The following is a 16,283-nucleotide window of genomic DNA, read 5'->3' as shown; positions in this document are numbered from 1 at the left end:
AAAAAGGGCATGTTGCCCTTCCAGCTGGAGAGCGCGTTGGCAGAGGATAGCGACCTCGAAAAAACCGAATCAGCCACCCCCCGGCGCCTGGAAAAGGCGCGCGAGGAGGGGCAGGTTGCGCGCTCGCGCGAACTGGCGACGTTCGCCCTCGTCGCGGCCGGATTCCTCGGCGCGTGGGGCATGTCGGGCATGATCGGCGAGCATGTGCAGACGATGCTGCGCACCGCCTTCACCTTCAATCACGAAACGGTATTCGACCCGAAGCGGGCCTTCATCAGCGCGGGCGCGGCCACGCGCGAAGGCGCCTACATGCTGATGCCGCTGCTCGCGCTGCTGGGCCTCGCCGCGCTGCTTGCGCCGATGGCGATGGGCGGCTGGCTGCTGTCGACCAAATCGCTGGCGCCGAATTTCGAGCGTCTGAACCCTGTCAGCGGTCTCGGCCGCATCTTTTCGATCAACGGTTGGATCCAGCTCGGCATGTCGCTGGCGAAGATCGTCGTGGTCGGGCTGATCGGCGGGCTGGCGATCTGGCATCGCCGCGAAGACATCCTCGCGCTTGCCACGCAGCCGCTGCACGTCGCGCTGTCGAACGCGGGGCATCTGATCGCCGTGTGCTGCGCGATGACGGTCGCGGGCATGTTCCTGCTCGCGGCGCTGGACGTGCCGTATCAGCTGTGGAGCTTCCACAAGAAGCTGCGCATGACGAAGGAAGAAGTGAAGCGCGAGCATCGCGAAAGCGAGGGCGATCCGCACGTCAAGGCACGCATCCGCTCGCAGCAACGGGCGATGGCGCGGCGCCGGATGATGGCGAACGTGCCGAAGGCCGACGTCGTCGTGACGAACCCGACGCACTTCGCGGTCGCGCTGCAATACACGGACGGCGAAATGGGCGCGCCGAAGGTGGTCGCGAAGGGCGTGAACCTCGTGGCCGCGCGCATCCGCGAACTGGCCGTCGAGAACAACGTGCCGTTGCTCGAAGCGCCGCCGCTTGCGCGTGCGCTGTATCACAACGTCGAACTGAATCGCGAGATTCCGGGCGCGCTGTACGGCGCCGTCGCGGAAGTGCTCGCCTGGGTTTATCAACTGCGCCGCTTCAAGGAAGACGGCGGGGTTGCGCCTGTCGCGCCGACGGAACTCGACGTTCCGCCGGAGCTGGACAAGGGCGGCGTGTCGGATGACGACGCCGGCCAGGAAGCTGCCGACGCACTCGGCGGCGACAATCAAAGTAATGGAGTATCAGCATGAACGCCCGCGCGGGTTTCCTTTCACGACGGCCGGACGCGCTGAACGGCACCAATCTGCGGGCACTGGCGGGCCCGCTTCTGATCTGCATGATCCTCGGCATGATGATCCTGCCGTTGCCGCCGTTCCTGCTGGATCTGCTGTTCACCTTCAATATCGCGCTGTCGGTGATGGTGCTGCTCGTCAGCATGTACACGATGAAGCCGCTCGACTTCGCGGCCTTCCCGAGCGTGCTGCTGTTTTCGACGCTGCTGCGGCTGTCGCTGAACGTCGCGTCGACCCGTATCGTGCTGCTCGAAGGCCACACGGGTCCGGGCGCGGCGGGTGCGGTGATCGAGGCGTTCGGCCACTTCCTCGTGGGCGGCAACTTCGCGGTCGGTATCGTCGTGTTCGTGATCCTGATGGTGATCAACTTCATGGTGATCACGAAGGGCGCGGGACGTATCGCGGAAGTGTCGGCGCGCTTCACGCTGGACGCGATGCCCGGCAAGCAGATGTCGATCGACGCCGACCTCAACGCCGGCATGATCAACGAAGATCAGGCCCGCAAGCGCCGCATGGAAGTCTCGCAGGAAGCCGAGTTCTACGGTTCGATGGACGGTGCGAGCAAGTTCGTGCGCGGCGATGCGATCGCGGGTCTGCTGATCATGGTGATCAACATCATCGGCGGTCTGATCGTCGGTGTCGTGCAGCACGGCATGGACTTCGCCGACGCCGGCAAGACCTACACGCTGCTGACCATCGGTGACGGCCTTGTCGCGCAGATTCCGTCGCTCGTGATTTCGACGGCGGCGGGTGTGATCGTGTCGCGCGTCGCCACCGACGAAGACATCGGCACGCAGCTGACGGGTCAGCTCTTCACGAACCCGCGCGTGCTGATGATCACGGGCTCGATTCTCGTGCTGATGGGCCTGATTCCGGGCATGCCGCACTTCGCGTTTCTGCTGCTGGGCGGCGGCGCGATCCAGCTCGCCCGCACGATGAAAAAGCGCGCTGCGCAGAGCAAGACCTCGACGGCGCTCGCCGAAGTCGCACCGCAGGCGCTCGCGCCGTCGGAAGCCGCGGAAGCCAGCTGGGACGACGTGACGATGATCGACGCGCTCGGCCTCGAAGTCGGCTATCGCCTGATCCCGCTCGTCGACAAGAACTCGGACGGCGAACTGCTCAAGCGCATCAAGAACATCCGCAAGAAGTTCGCGCAGGAAATCGGCTTCCTGCCGCCCGTCATTCATATCCGCGACAACCTCGAATTGCGGCCGAACGGTTACCGGATCGCGCTCAAGGGCGTCGAAGTGGGCGTCGGCGAGGCGTATCCGGGCCAGTGGCTCGCGATCAACCCAGGCCAGGTCACGGCGGCACTGCCGGGCACGCCGACCACGGACCCGGCGTTCGGGCTGCCCGCGATCTGGATCGATACGAATCTGCGCGAACAGGCGCAGGTGTACGGCTACACGGTGGTCGATTCGAGCACGGTCGTCGCGACTCACCTGAATCACCTCGTCGTCACGCATGCGGCGGAACTGCTCGGCCGTCAGGAAGTGCAGGCGCTGATCGAGCGGATGCAGAAGGACGCCGCGCCGCTCGTCGACGATGTCGTGCCGAAGATGCTGCCCGTCGCCACGCTGCAGAAGGTGCTGCAGAACCTGCTCGAGGAAGGCGTGCCGATCCGCGACATGCGCACGATTCTCGAAGCGCTGTCCGAGCACGGCTCGAAGATCACCGATTCGCACGATCTGACGGCCGTGGTGCGCCTCGCGCTCGGCCGCGCGATCACGCAGCAGTGGTTCCCCGGCAACGGCGACATCCAGGTGATGGGCCTCGACTCGAATCTGGAGCGGCTGCTCACCCAGGCGCTCGCGACGGGCTCGAATCCTGGCCTCGAACCGGGCCTCGCGAATACGCTGCTGATGGAGACGCAAAAGGCCATGATGCGCCAGCAGAACCTCGGCCTCACGCCGGTGATGCTGGTCCAGCATTCGCTGCGTGCGATGCTTGCGCGCTTCCTGCGGCGCAGCCTGCCGCAGCTCAAGGTGCTGTCGTATGCGGAAGTGCCCGACACGCGCCATGTGCGGGTGGTGAACGTGATCGGCGCGCACGGCTAGGCGACCACGGGCGACGCTTACTCGACCTTTCCCAGCCTGTCCGTTCCACCGCGTGTCTTCTCTCGAAGGCCGGTTCGCATCTCGCGGCCGGCCTTTTTCATTGGCGCGCACGGCGTCTCGATGCACAAGGCCGAGCCCATTGCGCGGCGTGGCTGTGCGCGGTCCGCCGGTCAAAATTCCCGAGCTTTCGGGCCGTTGCACGTGCACCGAATGCCTGAATTGCCAGCGTTTCACCGTCTTTATTGCCCGATGGTGGCTGGTCATCTTTCGCAATAATTCATCTCATCGGGAAACGGTATGTCGCCGGTCCGCGTAGCTCATCGGAGAATCAGCTTGAACATTCGCAAATTTGTCGGTGCAACGAGTCGTGACGCGCTGCGTCTCGTCCGTGAGGCATTGGGCTCCGATGCAGTCGTGTTGTCGAATCGCACCAACGAAGACGGCACGGTCGAGATCGTCGCCGTTGCCGACCGCGATCTGAGCGCGATTGCGCCGCGCGGCCAGGAAGGCACCGCATCCGGCAACCTGAACGCAGGCACGAACGCGGCAGCAGGCGGTACGCGCGCACTGATGGCGCCGACCACCTCGCCGACGCTGCCGTCGATGCCCGTCAATCCGTATGCGAGCGGTATGCCCGACGTGTTCTCGTCGGTGTTCGGCGCAAGCCCCGAAGCGGGCACCGAGCGTATGCCCGCCGCGAGCGAAGAGAAGGCCGAGCCGCAGCCGGCAGCGACCGCGAGCGCAGCGGCCGAGGCACCCGCCGCGAATGCATCGCGCGCAAGCGACGACGTCCGCGTCGAACTGCGCGCGGAAGCACGCAGCGAACTCCCCGCAGCGCCCGGTGCCGCCGCGAAACCGGCAGCGCCTGCGATGCCTGAAGCGCCGGCTCGCCAGCGCACGATGGCCGAAACGAATCCGTGGCTGATCGATCACGCGCGCCGCATCGCGGCCAAGGACGTGGTGCCGGCAGCCAATCCGACGATGACGCCTGCCGCCGCTGTCGCGCGCGGCCTGGGCACGCCCGTCGATGCAGTGAACGAAGAAGCGAAGCCCGATTGGGCACGCGAAGCGGCGCAACTTGCCGCACGCCGCGCCGCGCAGAAGGGCCACGTCACGCCGACGGTGGCGGAAGGTGCGAGCGACATCAACACGGCACGCGACGCGCGCAAGGGCGCAGCCGGCGACATCACGCCGAAGGTTGCCGCCGCGCTGACCGAATCGATCCAGTCGCGCATCGAGCAGATGGTCAACGAGACCGTGATGCACGAACTGGGCGCGATGCGCGGCATGATGGAAGAGCAGTTCGCGGGTCTGCTGTGGGCCGACCGTCAGCGTCGCAGCCCGACGCATGCTGCACTGACCAAACATCTGTTCGCCGCCGGCTTCTCGGCGCAACTCGTGAAGATGGTGATCGACAACCTGCCGGAAGTCGACGGCCTGGACGAAGGCATGGAGTGGGTGCGAACGGTGCTCGAATCGAACGTGCCCGTGATGGAGAACGAAGACGCGCTGATGGAGCGCGGCGGTGTGTTCGCGCTGATGGGCCCGACGGGCGTCGGCAAGACGACGACCACGGCCAAGCTCGCAGCGCGCTGCGTGATGCGCTTCGGCGCGAGCAAGGTCGCGCTGCTCACCACCGACAGCTACCGGATCGGCGGTCATGAGCAACTGCGTATCTTCGGCAAGATCCTCGGCGTGTCGGTGCATGCGGTGAAGGACAGCGCCGACCTGACGCTCGCGCTCTCCGAGCTGCGCAACAAACACATCGTGCTGATCGACACGATCGGCATGAGCCAGCGCGACCGTCTGGTGTCCGACCAGATCTCGATGCTGTGCCGCGCCGGTCAGCCCGTGCAGCGCCTGCTGCTGCTGAACGCGACGAGCCACGGCGACACGCTGAACGAAGTCGTGCAGGCCTATCAGAACGCGCCTGACCAGCAGCCGCTCGCCGGCTGCATCCTGACCAAGCTCGACGAAGCGACCAATCTGGGCAGCGTGCTCGACACGGTGATCCGCTACAAGCTGCCCGTGCATTACGTATCGACGGGACAGAAGGTGCCGGAGAACCTGTACGTCGCGACGAAGAAATTCTTAATCAAGAGCGCCTTCTGCATTCCGCGCGACAACTCGCCGTTCGTCCCGCAGGACGAAGACGTGCCGGCACTGCTGTCGGCCCTGTCGGCCCGTTCGACCGCCGATCTGCACGAGGTTCGCTTTGGATAAATTCGTGCTGGACCAGGCAGAAGGACTGAGGCGTCTGCTCGCGCGTTCAGGCTCGCGGATCGTGGCCGTCGCTGGCGGTTCGCACGGCGTGGGCGTGACGACGACGGTGGTGAATCTCGCCGCCGCGCTCGCGGAGCAGGGCAAGGACGTGCTGGTGATCGACGAGTGTCTCGGCGAGCGTTCAGTGAGCGCGATGCTGGGCGGCGTGCGCGGCGCTGGCAATTTCTCCGCGGTGATGCGCGGCGAGATGACGCTCGACCAGGCAGCCGGCCGTCATGCGCTGGGCTTCGCGGTGCTCGCTGCATCGCGCGGCAATCGCGAGAGCTGCACGCGGGAGCAGATGGGCGTGGTGCTGAGCGGCCCGGCCGATGTCGTGCTGATCGACGCGCAGGTGGATCGCGAAGGCTCGCTGTCCGCGCTTGCGATGCAGTCGCACGACCTGCTGATGGTGACGCGCGTCGCGGCGCAGGCGATCACGGATGCCTATGCGTGCATGAAGCGCCTGCACTTCGCGCATGCGATCGCACAGTTTCGTGTGCTCGTGAACCACGTGCAGAGCGTGGCCGATGCGCACACCGCTTTTGAAAACCTGGCGGGCGTGGCGGGACGTTATCTCGCCGTGTCTCTGGAAGATGCCGGCTGCGTTGCAGCCGATCCTTTGATGGTGCGAGCCACGGAGTTGTCGCGTTGTGTCGTCGATGCTTTCCCATCGGCACCTGCTGCGCGCGATTTCCGTCATATCGCAGCCGAACTGCAGTACTGGCCGATGCGGCCAGCGATTTCGTCACGGACGCATGGCGTGCCGCCGACGACCGTAACAGCGGCGCAATTCGCCGATCAACCGTCTGCGCAGCACGCCTGAAGGCAAGGAAAAGGGGAGCACGATGTACAACGCTCAAGGAAAAATTTCGCAAGCCGACGTTTTGACGAAATACGCACCGCTGGTGCGTCGTCTCGGTTTGCAGCTCGTCGCCAAGATGCCGGCGAGCGTCGATCTCGACGATCTGATTCAGGCGGGCATGATAGGCCTGCTGGACGCGGCGAGCCGTTACAAGGAAGACCAGGGCGCGCAGTTCGAGACGTACGCGAGCCAGCGTATTCGCGGCGCGATGCTCGACGAGCTGCGCAGCAACGACTGGCTGCCGCGTAGCTTGCGCCGCACGTCGCGCGAGGTCGAGAGTGCCGTGCATCAGGTTGAGCAGTCGCTGGGCCGCTCGGCGAGCGAGACGGAGATTGCCGAGCATCTGAAGATGCCGCTCGACGAGTACCAGTCGATGCTGCAGGATCTGCACGGCAGCCAGCTGATCTATTACGAAGACTTCGATCGTTCGGCGGACGACGAGCCGTTCCTGGATCGCTATTGCGTCGATCATTCGGATCCGCTGTCGGCGCTGCTGGATGAATCCCTGCGGGGCGCTCTGGTTGAGGCGATTGACCGCTTGCCGGAGCGGGAGAAGCTGCTGATGTCGCTGTACTATGAGCGCGGGTTGAACCTGCGCGAGATTGGGGCTGTGATGGAGGTGAGCGAGTCTCGGGTTTGTCAGCTGCATTCGCAAGCTGTGGCGAGGTTGAGGACTCGGCTGCGCGAGCAGGCTTGGGCTTCGGCTGAGACTAGTTAGTCTGGTTTTTTGCCCTGCGGGCGGCCTTCGTTGTTCCTTCGAGAGCTGATCTTTTTTAAGGTCGGCTCTTTTCTTTTTTGGTGCGCTTGTTTTCCTGTTGGCATCTGCGGCTTTTGCTGCGCTGGCATCCGCGATTTGGTGTTGGTCGTTCATGCGTTGCCCCTGTGCGGGGCGGCACTTACTTTCTTTGCCGCCGCAAAGAAAGTAAGCAAAGAAAGCGGGCTAACCCCGCCAATGCTAGTGATTGCCTGCGGGCCCCCAACGGGTCCCGCACTCCACACGGCATCGAGCTACTCAATGCTCGTTGCCAGCGCCTCGAACGGGCGCATCACCCGCTCCAGTCACCCGTAGCGCAGCCAGCGGCAGCGACTCGTCTGCGCCGCCCAGGTGGCAAACTGTGTGTAGGTTGTTGCACTGCATGCGTTGGCGCTTCTACGACACCGATCCCGCTTTTCAGTCCGGAGTGGTGCACTTCGATCGCGATGGCCTACACACAGTTTGCCACCTGGGCGGCCGTGGACGTCTGGTCGCGCACCCTGTGATGGGGGCGTGTGAAGTAGGTGATGCGCGTGTTCAGGGCGTTGGCAACGGGCGGAAAACGAAGTGTTGCCGTGTGGAGTGTGGGACCGGTTGGGGGCCCGCAGGCGGGAAGAAGGATTGGCGGTGTGAGCGGCTTTCTTTTGCCTACTTTTCTTTGCCGCTGCAAAGAAAAGTAGGTGCCGCCCCGCACAGGGGCAACGCATGAACGACCAACACCAAAACGCGGATGCCAGCGAAAGCAAAAGCAAAAGCAAAAGCGCGGAGCAAAAACCAAACGGCGCAGCCCGCGCCTCGAAGGCCAAACCCCAAAAAGCAAAACCGGCACCCAAAGGCACCGGTCCGGTAAGAAGCAAAGAAGAACAGGGGAATCAGAAAGGGGCCAAGCCCCTCCGACTCAAACCCCAAAAGCAGGAACCCGCCCGTCAGGGCCATACAACGCTCCACGCTCCGGCCCAACGGCCACATTCAAGGCGGCCAGAGCCCGGCGGTTGTACTCCATGCGAGTACGAATCAACGCGCCGTTGGTAGTGTTGAACCGCTTGGCCCGCTCGACGGACTTCTGCAACAACGACCACTGCGTCGCAAGACGCGAATCATTGGCGACGGCCAGCTCCATGCCCTTCCATCCGGCAGGATAACCAAGCTCCGAAAGCTGCGAGTCGCGAACCTTCTCCAGTACGGAGAGCTTCTCCACCAACTCCATCTTCTTTTCGACGATGGGCGGCAGCGTGTCGATGGGATGCACCGTGGTCAGCGCCCTCTCCTCGGCAGCGAGGACGGAGGCAAACAGCTCCACAGCGGAATATTCGTCGATGACGGTGGCAAGCAGGGCGTCTTTCATCACTAAACAACTCGCTAGGCACCGGATTGCGGCTTGCGCAGCCCGGATGTGTCACAAATACCGCCCGGCACCCAGCGCACCGTTCATCGGTGCGTCATCAGTTACCGGACGACTGGCTCTTCTTCTGCAACAGGTCGCGCGCCGTTGCCAGCACGCCGTCAGCGATCTTCCCCGAGTCGATCGTCAACGTTCCGTCCTTGATCGCCTGCTTGATCGACGCGACATGCGACGTGTCGATGTCCGACGAACCGGCGCTCGCGAGGCTGTGCAGTTGCGACGACAGTCCCGACAGATTGACACTCGCGTCACCCGACGCGCCCGTGGCCGTCGACGTCGACGCGCCGACACCGCCCGTCGTCGCGGTGTCGCCTTGCTGCGTGCGCTGCAGGCCGTCTTTCAACGTCTGCAGGCCTGAATGGGTAGTGGAATCAACTTTCACGATCGGCTTCCTGAACGATTTGAATGTAATAACGGCATTCACCCATCGAACTTTAGCTCAACCGATCCGACCCATTTTTCAAGTTGTAACCACTGCAATCCCGCTTCAGAGCTGGATTTCGACCGTTCCGGCGTCCTTCACGATGCCCTGGATAATCTGCCCGTTCGCCGTCTTCACCTTGACCGGCTGACCCGGCGACGCGTTGTTCATCGCGCTGCCTTCCGCCGAAATCGCAAACCCCGGCCCCTGAGCGACGACCTTCACGCTCTGGCCGATCGACACCGCCTCGGCGCTCTTCAACATGTCGCGTCGCAGCGGCAAACCCGGCGACACGCGCATCAACGCGACCGAGCCGACCACCTGCGACGGATCGGTGATCACGGCTTGCGGCAGAACCGTCAGATCGCCGTCGCGCGCAACGAGATCGGAGGCCGACAGCAGCTCGCCCGGCGCAATCGAGCGCCCGGCGACGAAGTACGTCGCGTGAATCGAAACCTTGGCCTGCAGATACAGCGTCCACGGACGCTCGCCGGCGCAGCGCACGCCGACCGTCGTGCGGCCCCAGACACGCGCACCCGTCGGCAGGAACGGCTCGAGCGTCGTGCACGCGGCGAGACCGCGCGGAAACACCGTTGCGACGGTGATGTCGACCTTGCCCGGCAAACCCGCCGACTGCTGCTGCAAATACGTGAGCGCCGCACGGCGGATCGATTCGCCGTCCTGTTGTCCGGGCGGCGTCGGCGCGGCGGGTTGAGCCGCTGCCTGCGCCGGTGCTTGAGTGCCTGCCTGAGCAGCAGCCACGCCATTGCGCGCGGCGGCATTGCCGGCGGGAGGATTCACGGCGATCGGCTGTACGCCCGCCGTTTGACGCGCAACAGCCTGAGCGGGCGCGACCATCACAGGCATCACCTGACGCGACGCCGGCTGCAGGCTCACGCGCATCATGCCCGGTGCAGCGGCATTCATATTGGCCGGCGCGACGGGCGCACTCCGCTGTGCGGGCGTTTCGTCCGCGCCCGGAATCACGATCGCACCATCGGCACGGGCGGCTTGCGCGAAGCGGTCCGCGTCGCCGCGCGGATTCGCGGCAAGCGTTGCGGGCGCAACGGACGGCCCAGCCGGAACGCTCGCACGCGGCGCGGCAGCGGGCGACGGCGTATTGATGCGTTCGGCCATCGCCTGCAGTTCGGCAGGATTCTTCTCGCCGGGTCCGGCGATCACGATCGGTCCGCCGCCGGACGAGCCGCTTTCCTGTGCATGCGCAACGGATGCAGCGGCGCAAGCGCTGACCAGCGCCATCGCCGACAGCGTCCGGACAGCGCACGCGCCCATACGGCGAGCTTCGCGCGAAGCGGTGGCGGGCAAGGGCATGGTCGTTCTCCTTCATTGATGCATCGGTACGCATCGCATTCTAGAGATCGCGCCCTTCGTGCAAACGGTGAATAGAGGCGTCCTTTCCCGGCTATTCGTCCGATTAAGTCTTGCGCCCCGCCCGCACAATGCGTCACATGCAAAAAGGCCTTCCGGCCGGCGCAGTCGAAACGCTTCTTACCGAACAAGGCGGATCGACGGTGCGGACGGGCGGCCCTGGACCGTTCCACGGAGAACCCAATGCTGGACAAACTCGATGCCGAATTTGCCTTTGGCCGCCAGGCGCTCGATGTGCGCGCCTATCGCCAGGAATTGCTGTCGTCGAACATCGCGAACTCCGATACGCCGGGCTATAAGGCTCGCGATATCGACTTCGCTTCGTCGCTCGCGGGTGCGCTGAAGAAAAGCGGCGGCTCGACGGCGGGCGCGTCGAACAATTCTCAGCTCGCTATGACGCAGCCGGCCGGCGTGTCGCAAGGCATGTCGATGACTTCGACGGAGCCGGGCCACATGACGGGCAAGGCGCGCCTCGTCGCGACGGGCGGCCCGACCGACGATTTCGGCCGCGTCGCCTACCGCATTCCGGCGCAGCCTTCGCTGGATGGCAACACCGTCGATCTGGACGCCGAGCGCGTGCAGTTCGCCGACAACTCGCTGCACTTCGAGTCGGGCATGACGGTGTTGTCGCAGCAGATCAAGGCCATGCTGTCGGCGATCACGTCGAACGGTTGATGAATTGCGCTGCCCTCCATAGAGAAGGCGGCGCGCTGGACCAACGCTAGAAACCAGAACGCTACGGGATTAGACGCCGGTGCACCGGCAAGAGAGGTCGAAAAGCCATGCCATCCCTGATGAACATTTTCAACGTCGCCGGTTCGGCGATGTCCGCGCAGTCACAACGCCTGAACGTGACCGCGTCGAACCTCGCGAACGCCGACAGTACGACGGGCCCCGACGGCAAGCCATACAAGGCGAAGCAGGTCGTGTTCGCCGTCAACCCGATCGGCGGCGCGCGCACGGGCTCGGGCCAGCAGGTCGGCGGCGTGCAGGTGACGGGTGTGATCGACGATCCGACGCCGATGAAGACGTCGTATGAACCCGGCAACCCGGCCGCCGACGCAAACGGTTACGTCCAGTTGCCCAACGTCGACCCCGTGCAGGAAATGGTCAACATGATTTCGGCATCGCGCTCTTACCAGGCCAACGTCGAAACGCTCAACACCGCGAAACAGCTGATGCTGAAGACGCTCACGATCGGAACCTGAGGAGAAGCTCCTTGACTACCAGTACCACTATCGGCAACAACGGCGCGTCCGTTTCGCAGACGTTGCTCGACACGATGAACGGCACGACCAGTGCGTCGTCGTCTTCGTCGAGCAGCTCGTCGAGCGCGACCTCGGGCAGCGACCTGCAGAACACCTTTCTGCAACTGCTCATCGCGCAGATGAAGAACCAGGATCCGACGAGCCCGATGGACAGCTCGCAGATGACCTCGCAGCTCGCGCAGATCAACACGGTGACGGGCATCGGCCAGCTGAACTCGTCGCTGACCTCGCTTGCTTCGCAACTGACGACCAACCAGCAGACGCAGGCCGCGAACCTGATCAACTCGACGGTGCTCGCACCGGGCGACAGCTTCTCGGTGTCGTCGGGCAAGGCAACGGGCTTTGGCGTCACGCTCGCCAGCGACGCGACGGACGTGCAGGTCACCGTCAAGAACTCGGCAGGCCAGATCGTCAACACGATCGACCTCGGCAAGCAGTCCGCTGGCACGATCCCCGTCGGCTGGACGCCCGTCGACAAGAGCGGCAACGCGCTGCCCGACGGCACCTATACGTTCACGGCTGCAAGCACGACGGCAAACGGCACGGGCGCGCCCACCACGCTGTCGGCAGCGACCGTGCAAGGCGTCATCAAGCAGACGGACGGCACGCCTGGACTCGTTCTGTCGAACGGCAAAACGGTTGGCCTGTCGACGGTCGCCGCCATTATCTAAACGCATTCAGCATCACCAGATACGGAGACCGTCATGGGTTACCAACAAGGATTGAGCGGACTGGCAGGCGCATCGAGCGACCTCGACGTCATCGGCAACAACATCGCGAACGCGAACACCGTCGGCTTCAAGCAGGGCGCTGCACAGTTCGCCGATATGTACGCGAACTCGGTCGCCACGGCCGTCAACAACCAGATCGGTATCGGCACGCGCATGTCGCAAGTCGAGCAGAACTTCTCGCAAGGCACGATCTCGACGGACGACATCGCACTGCACGTCGCCATCAACGGCAGCGGCTTTTTCCAGATGTCGAACAACGGCTCGCTGACATACTCCCGCAACGGCGTGTTCCAGCTCGACAAGAACGGCTACATCACGAACGCCGACGGTCTGAAGCTGATGGGCTACGCGGCGAACGCGAACGGCATCATCAACACGGCCGGCACGGTGCCGCTGCAGGTGCCGACGGCGAACATTCCGCCGACGGCCACGACGACCATCACGGCAGGCCTGAACCTGAACGCGCAGGACGCGCTCAAGCTGGGCACGCCCGCTGTGAACTTCACGACCAGCACGGGCAGCCTGACGAACAACGGCGTGTCGATCACGGACGCGACGCAAGGCACGAACGCGAACACGTACACGATCACGTTCTCGAGCGCGACGGCCTACACGGTCACGTCGAGCGACGGCACGAGCACCACGGGCACGTACTCCGCCAACTCGCCGATCAAGCTCGGCAACGGCGAGACGATCACGCTGGCGGGCACGCCGGCAACGGGCGACTCGCTGACGGTCTCGCCGACGGCGCTGGCCTTCGACCCGACCAACAGCGCGACGTACAGCTACTCGACCTCGGTGCCCGTGTACGACTCGCTGGGCGGCGAACAACAGGTCGATATGTACTTCGTGAAGACCTCGGCCGGTTCGTGGGATGTCTACGCGGGCAAGGACGGCAACGTGTCGACGACGAAGGTCGGCACCGCGAAGTTCGACACGTCGGGCAATCTGGTCAGCACGCTCGACTCGTCGGGCAACCCGACCTCGACGCTGTTCGCGTTCAACTTCTCGATCCCGAACTCGGACGGCTCGGCGACGCCGCAGAGCCTGACGCTGAAGATCGGCGGCACGACGCAGTTCGGCAGCAAGGACGGCACGAACTCGCTGACGCAAGACGGCTTCGCAGCCGGCCAGCTGACCAACTTCACGGTCGGCACGGACGGCACGATCACCGGCAATTACTCGAACGGCCAGACGGCTGCACTCGGCCAGGTCGCACTCGCAACGTTCGCGAACCAGAACGGCCTGATCAACCTCGGCAACAACCAGTTCCAGGCAACGGCTGCTTCGGGCGTTGCAGTGGTCGCCGCGCCGGGCTCGACGAACCACGGCTCGCTGCAAGGCGGCGCGACGGAAAACTCGAACGTCGACCTGACGAGCGAGCTGGTGAACCTGATCACCGCGCAACGCAATTACCAGGCGAACGCGCAGACGATCAAGACCCAGCAGACCGTCGACCAGACGCTCATCAACCTGTAATCGCTGACGTACCGACACCATCATGGACCGGCTCATATACACCGCGATGTCGGGCGCGACCCAGGCGCTCGAACAGCAGGCCGTGGTCGCGAACAACCTCGCGAACACCTCGACCACGGGTTTCAAGGCCCAGCTCGCGACGTTCCGCGCCGTGCCGATGGCGTTCGGCGACGGCAGCACGATTCAGGACGACACCACCCGCACTTTCGTGCTGTCGTCCACGCCGGGCGCGGACTACACGCCCGGCCCGCTCCAGCAGACGGGCAATCCGCTCGACGTCGCGATCCAGGGTCCGGGCTGGTTGTCCGTCCTGACGCCCGACGGCCAGGAAGCGTACACGCGTGCAGGCAACCTGCACGTCGACGAAAACGGCCAGCTCGTGACGGCCAGCAACATGCCCGTGGTCGGCGGCGGCGGCCCGGTGGCCGTGCCGCCCGGCGCGCAGGTGACGATCGGCAAGGACGGCACGGTATCGGCGCTGATGCCGGGCGATCCCGCCACGACGATCGCGCTCGTCGATCAGCTGAAGCTGGTGAATCCCGCCCCTGGCGCGCTCACGCGCGGCAATGACGGCCTCTTTCACACGAGCGACGGCAATCCCGCCGACGCCGACCCCGGTGTGGTCGTCGCGGCTGGCGCCCTCGAAGGCAGCAACGTGAACCCGGTGTCGGCGATGGTCTCGATGATCACCAACGCCCGTCAGTTCCAGATGCAGACCAAGATGATCGAGTCCGCCGACCAGAACGAACAGTCGGCCAACAAGCTGCTGAACTTCAGCTAATCCCGACGCAGATTTAACGGAACGCGCCACGCTGCGTTCAGGAGAAACAAGTGAACCGCTCACTCTATATCGCCGCCACCGGCATGAATGCGCAACAGGCGCAGATGGACACGATCTCGAACAACCTCGCGAACGTCAGCACGAACGGCTTCAAGGGCTCGCGCGCGGTGTTCGAAGACCTGCTGTATCAGACGATCCGCCAGCCGGGCGCGAACTCGACGCAGCAGACGGAACTGCCGTCGGGCATCCAGCTTGGCACGGGCGTGCAGCAGGTCGCCACCGAGCGTCTGTACACGCAGGGCAACCTGCAGCAGACGGGCAATTCGAAGGACGTCGCGATCAACGGCCAGGGCTTCTTCCAGGTGCAGATGCCGGACGGCACGACGGCGTACACGCGCGACGGCTCGTTCCAGACCAACTCGCAAGGCCAGCTCGTCACGTCGAGCGGCTATCAGGTGCTGCCCGCCATCACGATTCCGCAGAACGCGACGTCGCTCACGATCGGCAGCGACGGCGTGGTGTCGGTGACGACGGCAGGCTCGACGGCGACGACGCAGATCGGCTCGCTGCAGATCGCCACCTTCATCAACCCGACGGGTCTCGATGCGAAGGGCGAAAACCTGTTCGCGGAAACGACGTCGTCGGGCACGCCGAACGTCGCGACACCGGGTCTGAACGGCGCCGGCACGCTGAATCAGGGCTACGTCGAAGCATCGAACGTGAACGTCGTGCAGGAACTGGTGAACATGATCCAGACCCAGCGCGCGTACGAGATCAACAGCAAGGCCGTGACGACCTCCGACCAGATGCTGCAGACGCTCAGCCAGATGCCGGTTTAAGCAGGCTGATAGTCGGAAACACTTAGGCGGTAATCAAGATGTCGCACTTCATTCGAACCCAGATTCCTCTGCGCAGCGCGCGGGCAGTATCGATGCTCGCTGGCGCTGGCGTGCTCGCAGCCGCGCTCGGCGGCTGTGCGCTCGTGCCGAGAGAGCCGATCACCCAGCAACCGATGACGGCCGTGCCCCCGCCGCCGCCGTCGCTGCAGGCGCCCGGCTCGATCTACAACCCGGGTTACGCTGGCCGGCCGCTGTTCGAAGACCAGCGTCCGCGCAATGTCGGCGACATCCTGACCATCGTCATTTCCGAAAACATCAACGCGACGAAGTCGTCGGGCGCGAACACGAACCGCAACGGCGAGACCAAGTTCGGCGTGCCGACGGCGGGCTTTCTCGGCGGTCTGTTCGGCAAGGTGAACCTCGACGCGACGGGCGCCAACACGTTCAAGGCAACGGGCGGCGCCAATGCATCGAACACCTTCAGCGGCACGATCACCGTCACGGTGATCGGCGTGCAGCCGAACGGCAATCTCGTCGTCAGCGGCGAGAAGCAGATGCTGATCAACCAGGGCAACGAGTTCGTGCGTTTCTCGGGTGTCGTCAACCCGAACACGATCAGCAGCCTGAATGCCGTCTACTCGACTCAGGTCGCGGACGCGAAGATCGAGTACTCAGCCAAGGGTTACATAGACGAGTCGCAGAACATGAGCTGGCTGCAACGCTTCTTCCTCAACGTCGCGCCGTTCTGATC

At 64.4% G+C, this 16,283-nt stretch carries 15 protein-coding genes; 12 read left to right on the top strand and 3 right to left on the bottom strand.

Translation table 11 applies throughout. The annotated features are described in order from the left end of the window. Positions 1-36 precede the first annotated feature (36 nt). From flhB to G3N95_RS07560, 5 genes are all read left to right on the top strand, one after another. Complete coding sequence (gene flhB / locus G3N95_RS07580; protein ID WP_205969618.1) at positions 37-1,245, top strand: flagellar biosynthesis protein FlhB; 1,209 nt, start codon at positions 37-39, stop codon at positions 1,243-1,245. Further along, positions 1,242-3,344 carry a flagellar biosynthesis protein FlhA gene (gene flhA, locus G3N95_RS07575; RefSeq protein WP_205969390.1) on the top strand — a complete coding sequence of 701 codons (2,103 nt, stop codon included), beginning with the start codon at positions 1,242-1,244 and terminating at the stop codon, positions 3,342-3,344. The genes flhB and flhA overlap by 4 nt, the downstream gene beginning before the upstream one ends. A 333-nt stretch (positions 3,345-3,677) precedes the next feature. Beyond that, positions 3,678-5,567, top strand: coding sequence for a flagellar biosynthesis protein FlhF (flhF, locus tag G3N95_RS07570; protein WP_205969389.1), 1,890 nt, complete (start codon positions 3,678-3,680; stop codon positions 5,565-5,567). Continuing rightward, positions 5,560-6,429, top strand: a complete 870-nt coding sequence (locus G3N95_RS07565; RefSeq protein ID WP_205969388.1) for an AAA family ATPase — start codon at positions 5,560-5,562, stop codon at positions 6,427-6,429. The genes flhF and G3N95_RS07565 overlap by 8 nt, the downstream gene beginning before the upstream one ends. A gap of 22 nt (positions 6,430-6,451) precedes the next feature. Then, a complete protein-coding gene (locus G3N95_RS07560; RefSeq protein ID WP_201648894.1) occupies positions 6,452-7,186 on the top strand; it encodes an RNA polymerase sigma factor FliA in 735 nt (244 codons plus the stop codon). A 934-nt stretch (positions 7,187-8,120) separates the two neighbouring features. On the opposite strand, the gene G3N95_RS07555 is transcribed toward G3N95_RS07560, so the two are convergent. From G3N95_RS07555 to flgA, 3 genes are all read right to left on the bottom strand, one after another. Beyond that, entirely contained in the window at positions 8,121-8,567 is a 447-nt protein-coding gene (locus tag G3N95_RS07555) for a flagellar protein FlgN (RefSeq protein ID WP_205969387.1), read from the bottom strand. A 97-nt stretch (positions 8,568-8,664) separates the two neighbouring features. Then, positions 8,665-9,006, bottom strand: a complete 342-nt coding sequence (flgM, locus tag G3N95_RS07550; protein ID WP_205969386.1) for a flagellar biosynthesis anti-sigma factor FlgM — start codon at positions 9,004-9,006, stop codon at positions 8,665-8,667. A gap of 105 nt (positions 9,007-9,111) precedes the next feature. Next, complete coding sequence (gene flgA / locus G3N95_RS07545; RefSeq protein ID WP_205969385.1) at positions 9,112-10,377, bottom strand: flagellar basal body P-ring formation chaperone FlgA; 1,266 nt, start codon at positions 10,375-10,377, stop codon at positions 9,112-9,114. Positions 10,378-10,617: 240 nt separating this feature from the next. Here flgA and flgB point away from each other — a divergent pair, with 240 nt between their 5' ends. The 7 genes from flgB (at position 10,618) to flgH (ending at position 16,281) form a co-directional block, all read left to right on the top strand. Continuing rightward, the gene (gene flgB, locus G3N95_RS07540; protein WP_205969384.1) at positions 10,618-11,109 is read left to right on the top strand and encodes a flagellar basal body rod protein FlgB; all 492 of its coding nucleotides are present in this window, start codon (positions 10,618-10,620) and stop codon (positions 11,107-11,109) included. 107 nt (positions 11,110-11,216) lie between these two features. Then, positions 11,217-11,642: a flagellar basal body rod protein FlgC gene (flgC, locus tag G3N95_RS07535; RefSeq protein WP_012402298.1), complete on the top strand. Its 426-nt coding sequence runs from the start codon at positions 11,217-11,219 to the stop codon at positions 11,640-11,642. A gap of 11 nt (positions 11,643-11,653) precedes the next feature. Continuing rightward, positions 11,654-12,373 carry a flagellar hook assembly protein FlgD gene (locus tag G3N95_RS07530; protein ID WP_205969383.1) on the top strand — a complete coding sequence of 240 codons (720 nt, stop codon included), beginning with the start codon at positions 11,654-11,656 and terminating at the stop codon, positions 12,371-12,373. Between the two features lie 33 nt (positions 12,374-12,406). Beyond that, entirely contained in the window at positions 12,407-13,912 is a 1,506-nt protein-coding gene (locus G3N95_RS07525; protein WP_205969382.1) for a flagellar hook protein FlgE, read from the top strand. A gap of 22 nt (positions 13,913-13,934) precedes the next feature. Next, the gene (gene flgF / locus G3N95_RS07520; protein ID WP_205969381.1) at positions 13,935-14,693 is read left to right on the top strand and encodes a flagellar basal-body rod protein FlgF; all 759 of its coding nucleotides are present in this window, start codon (positions 13,935-13,937) and stop codon (positions 14,691-14,693) included. Positions 14,694-14,743: 50 nt separating this feature from the next. After that, positions 14,744-15,532, top strand: a complete 789-nt coding sequence (gene flgG, locus G3N95_RS07515) for a flagellar basal-body rod protein FlgG (RefSeq protein ID WP_012402302.1) — start codon at positions 14,744-14,746, stop codon at positions 15,530-15,532. A 38-nt stretch (positions 15,533-15,570) separates the two neighbouring features. Beyond that, on the top strand, positions 15,571-16,281 hold the full coding sequence (flgH, locus tag G3N95_RS07510; RefSeq protein ID WP_205969380.1) for a flagellar basal body L-ring protein FlgH: 711 nt from the start codon (positions 15,571-15,573) through the stop codon (positions 16,279-16,281). Positions 16,282-16,283 lie beyond the last annotated feature (2 nt).

Source organism: Paraburkholderia sp. Tr-20389, assembly GCF_017104565.1.
GTDB lineage: Bacteria > Pseudomonadota > Gammaproteobacteria > Burkholderiales > Burkholderiaceae > Paraburkholderia.
The sequence above is the reverse complement of the archived record's forward strand: the minus strand, read 5'-3'. Positions and strand labels throughout refer to the sequence as shown.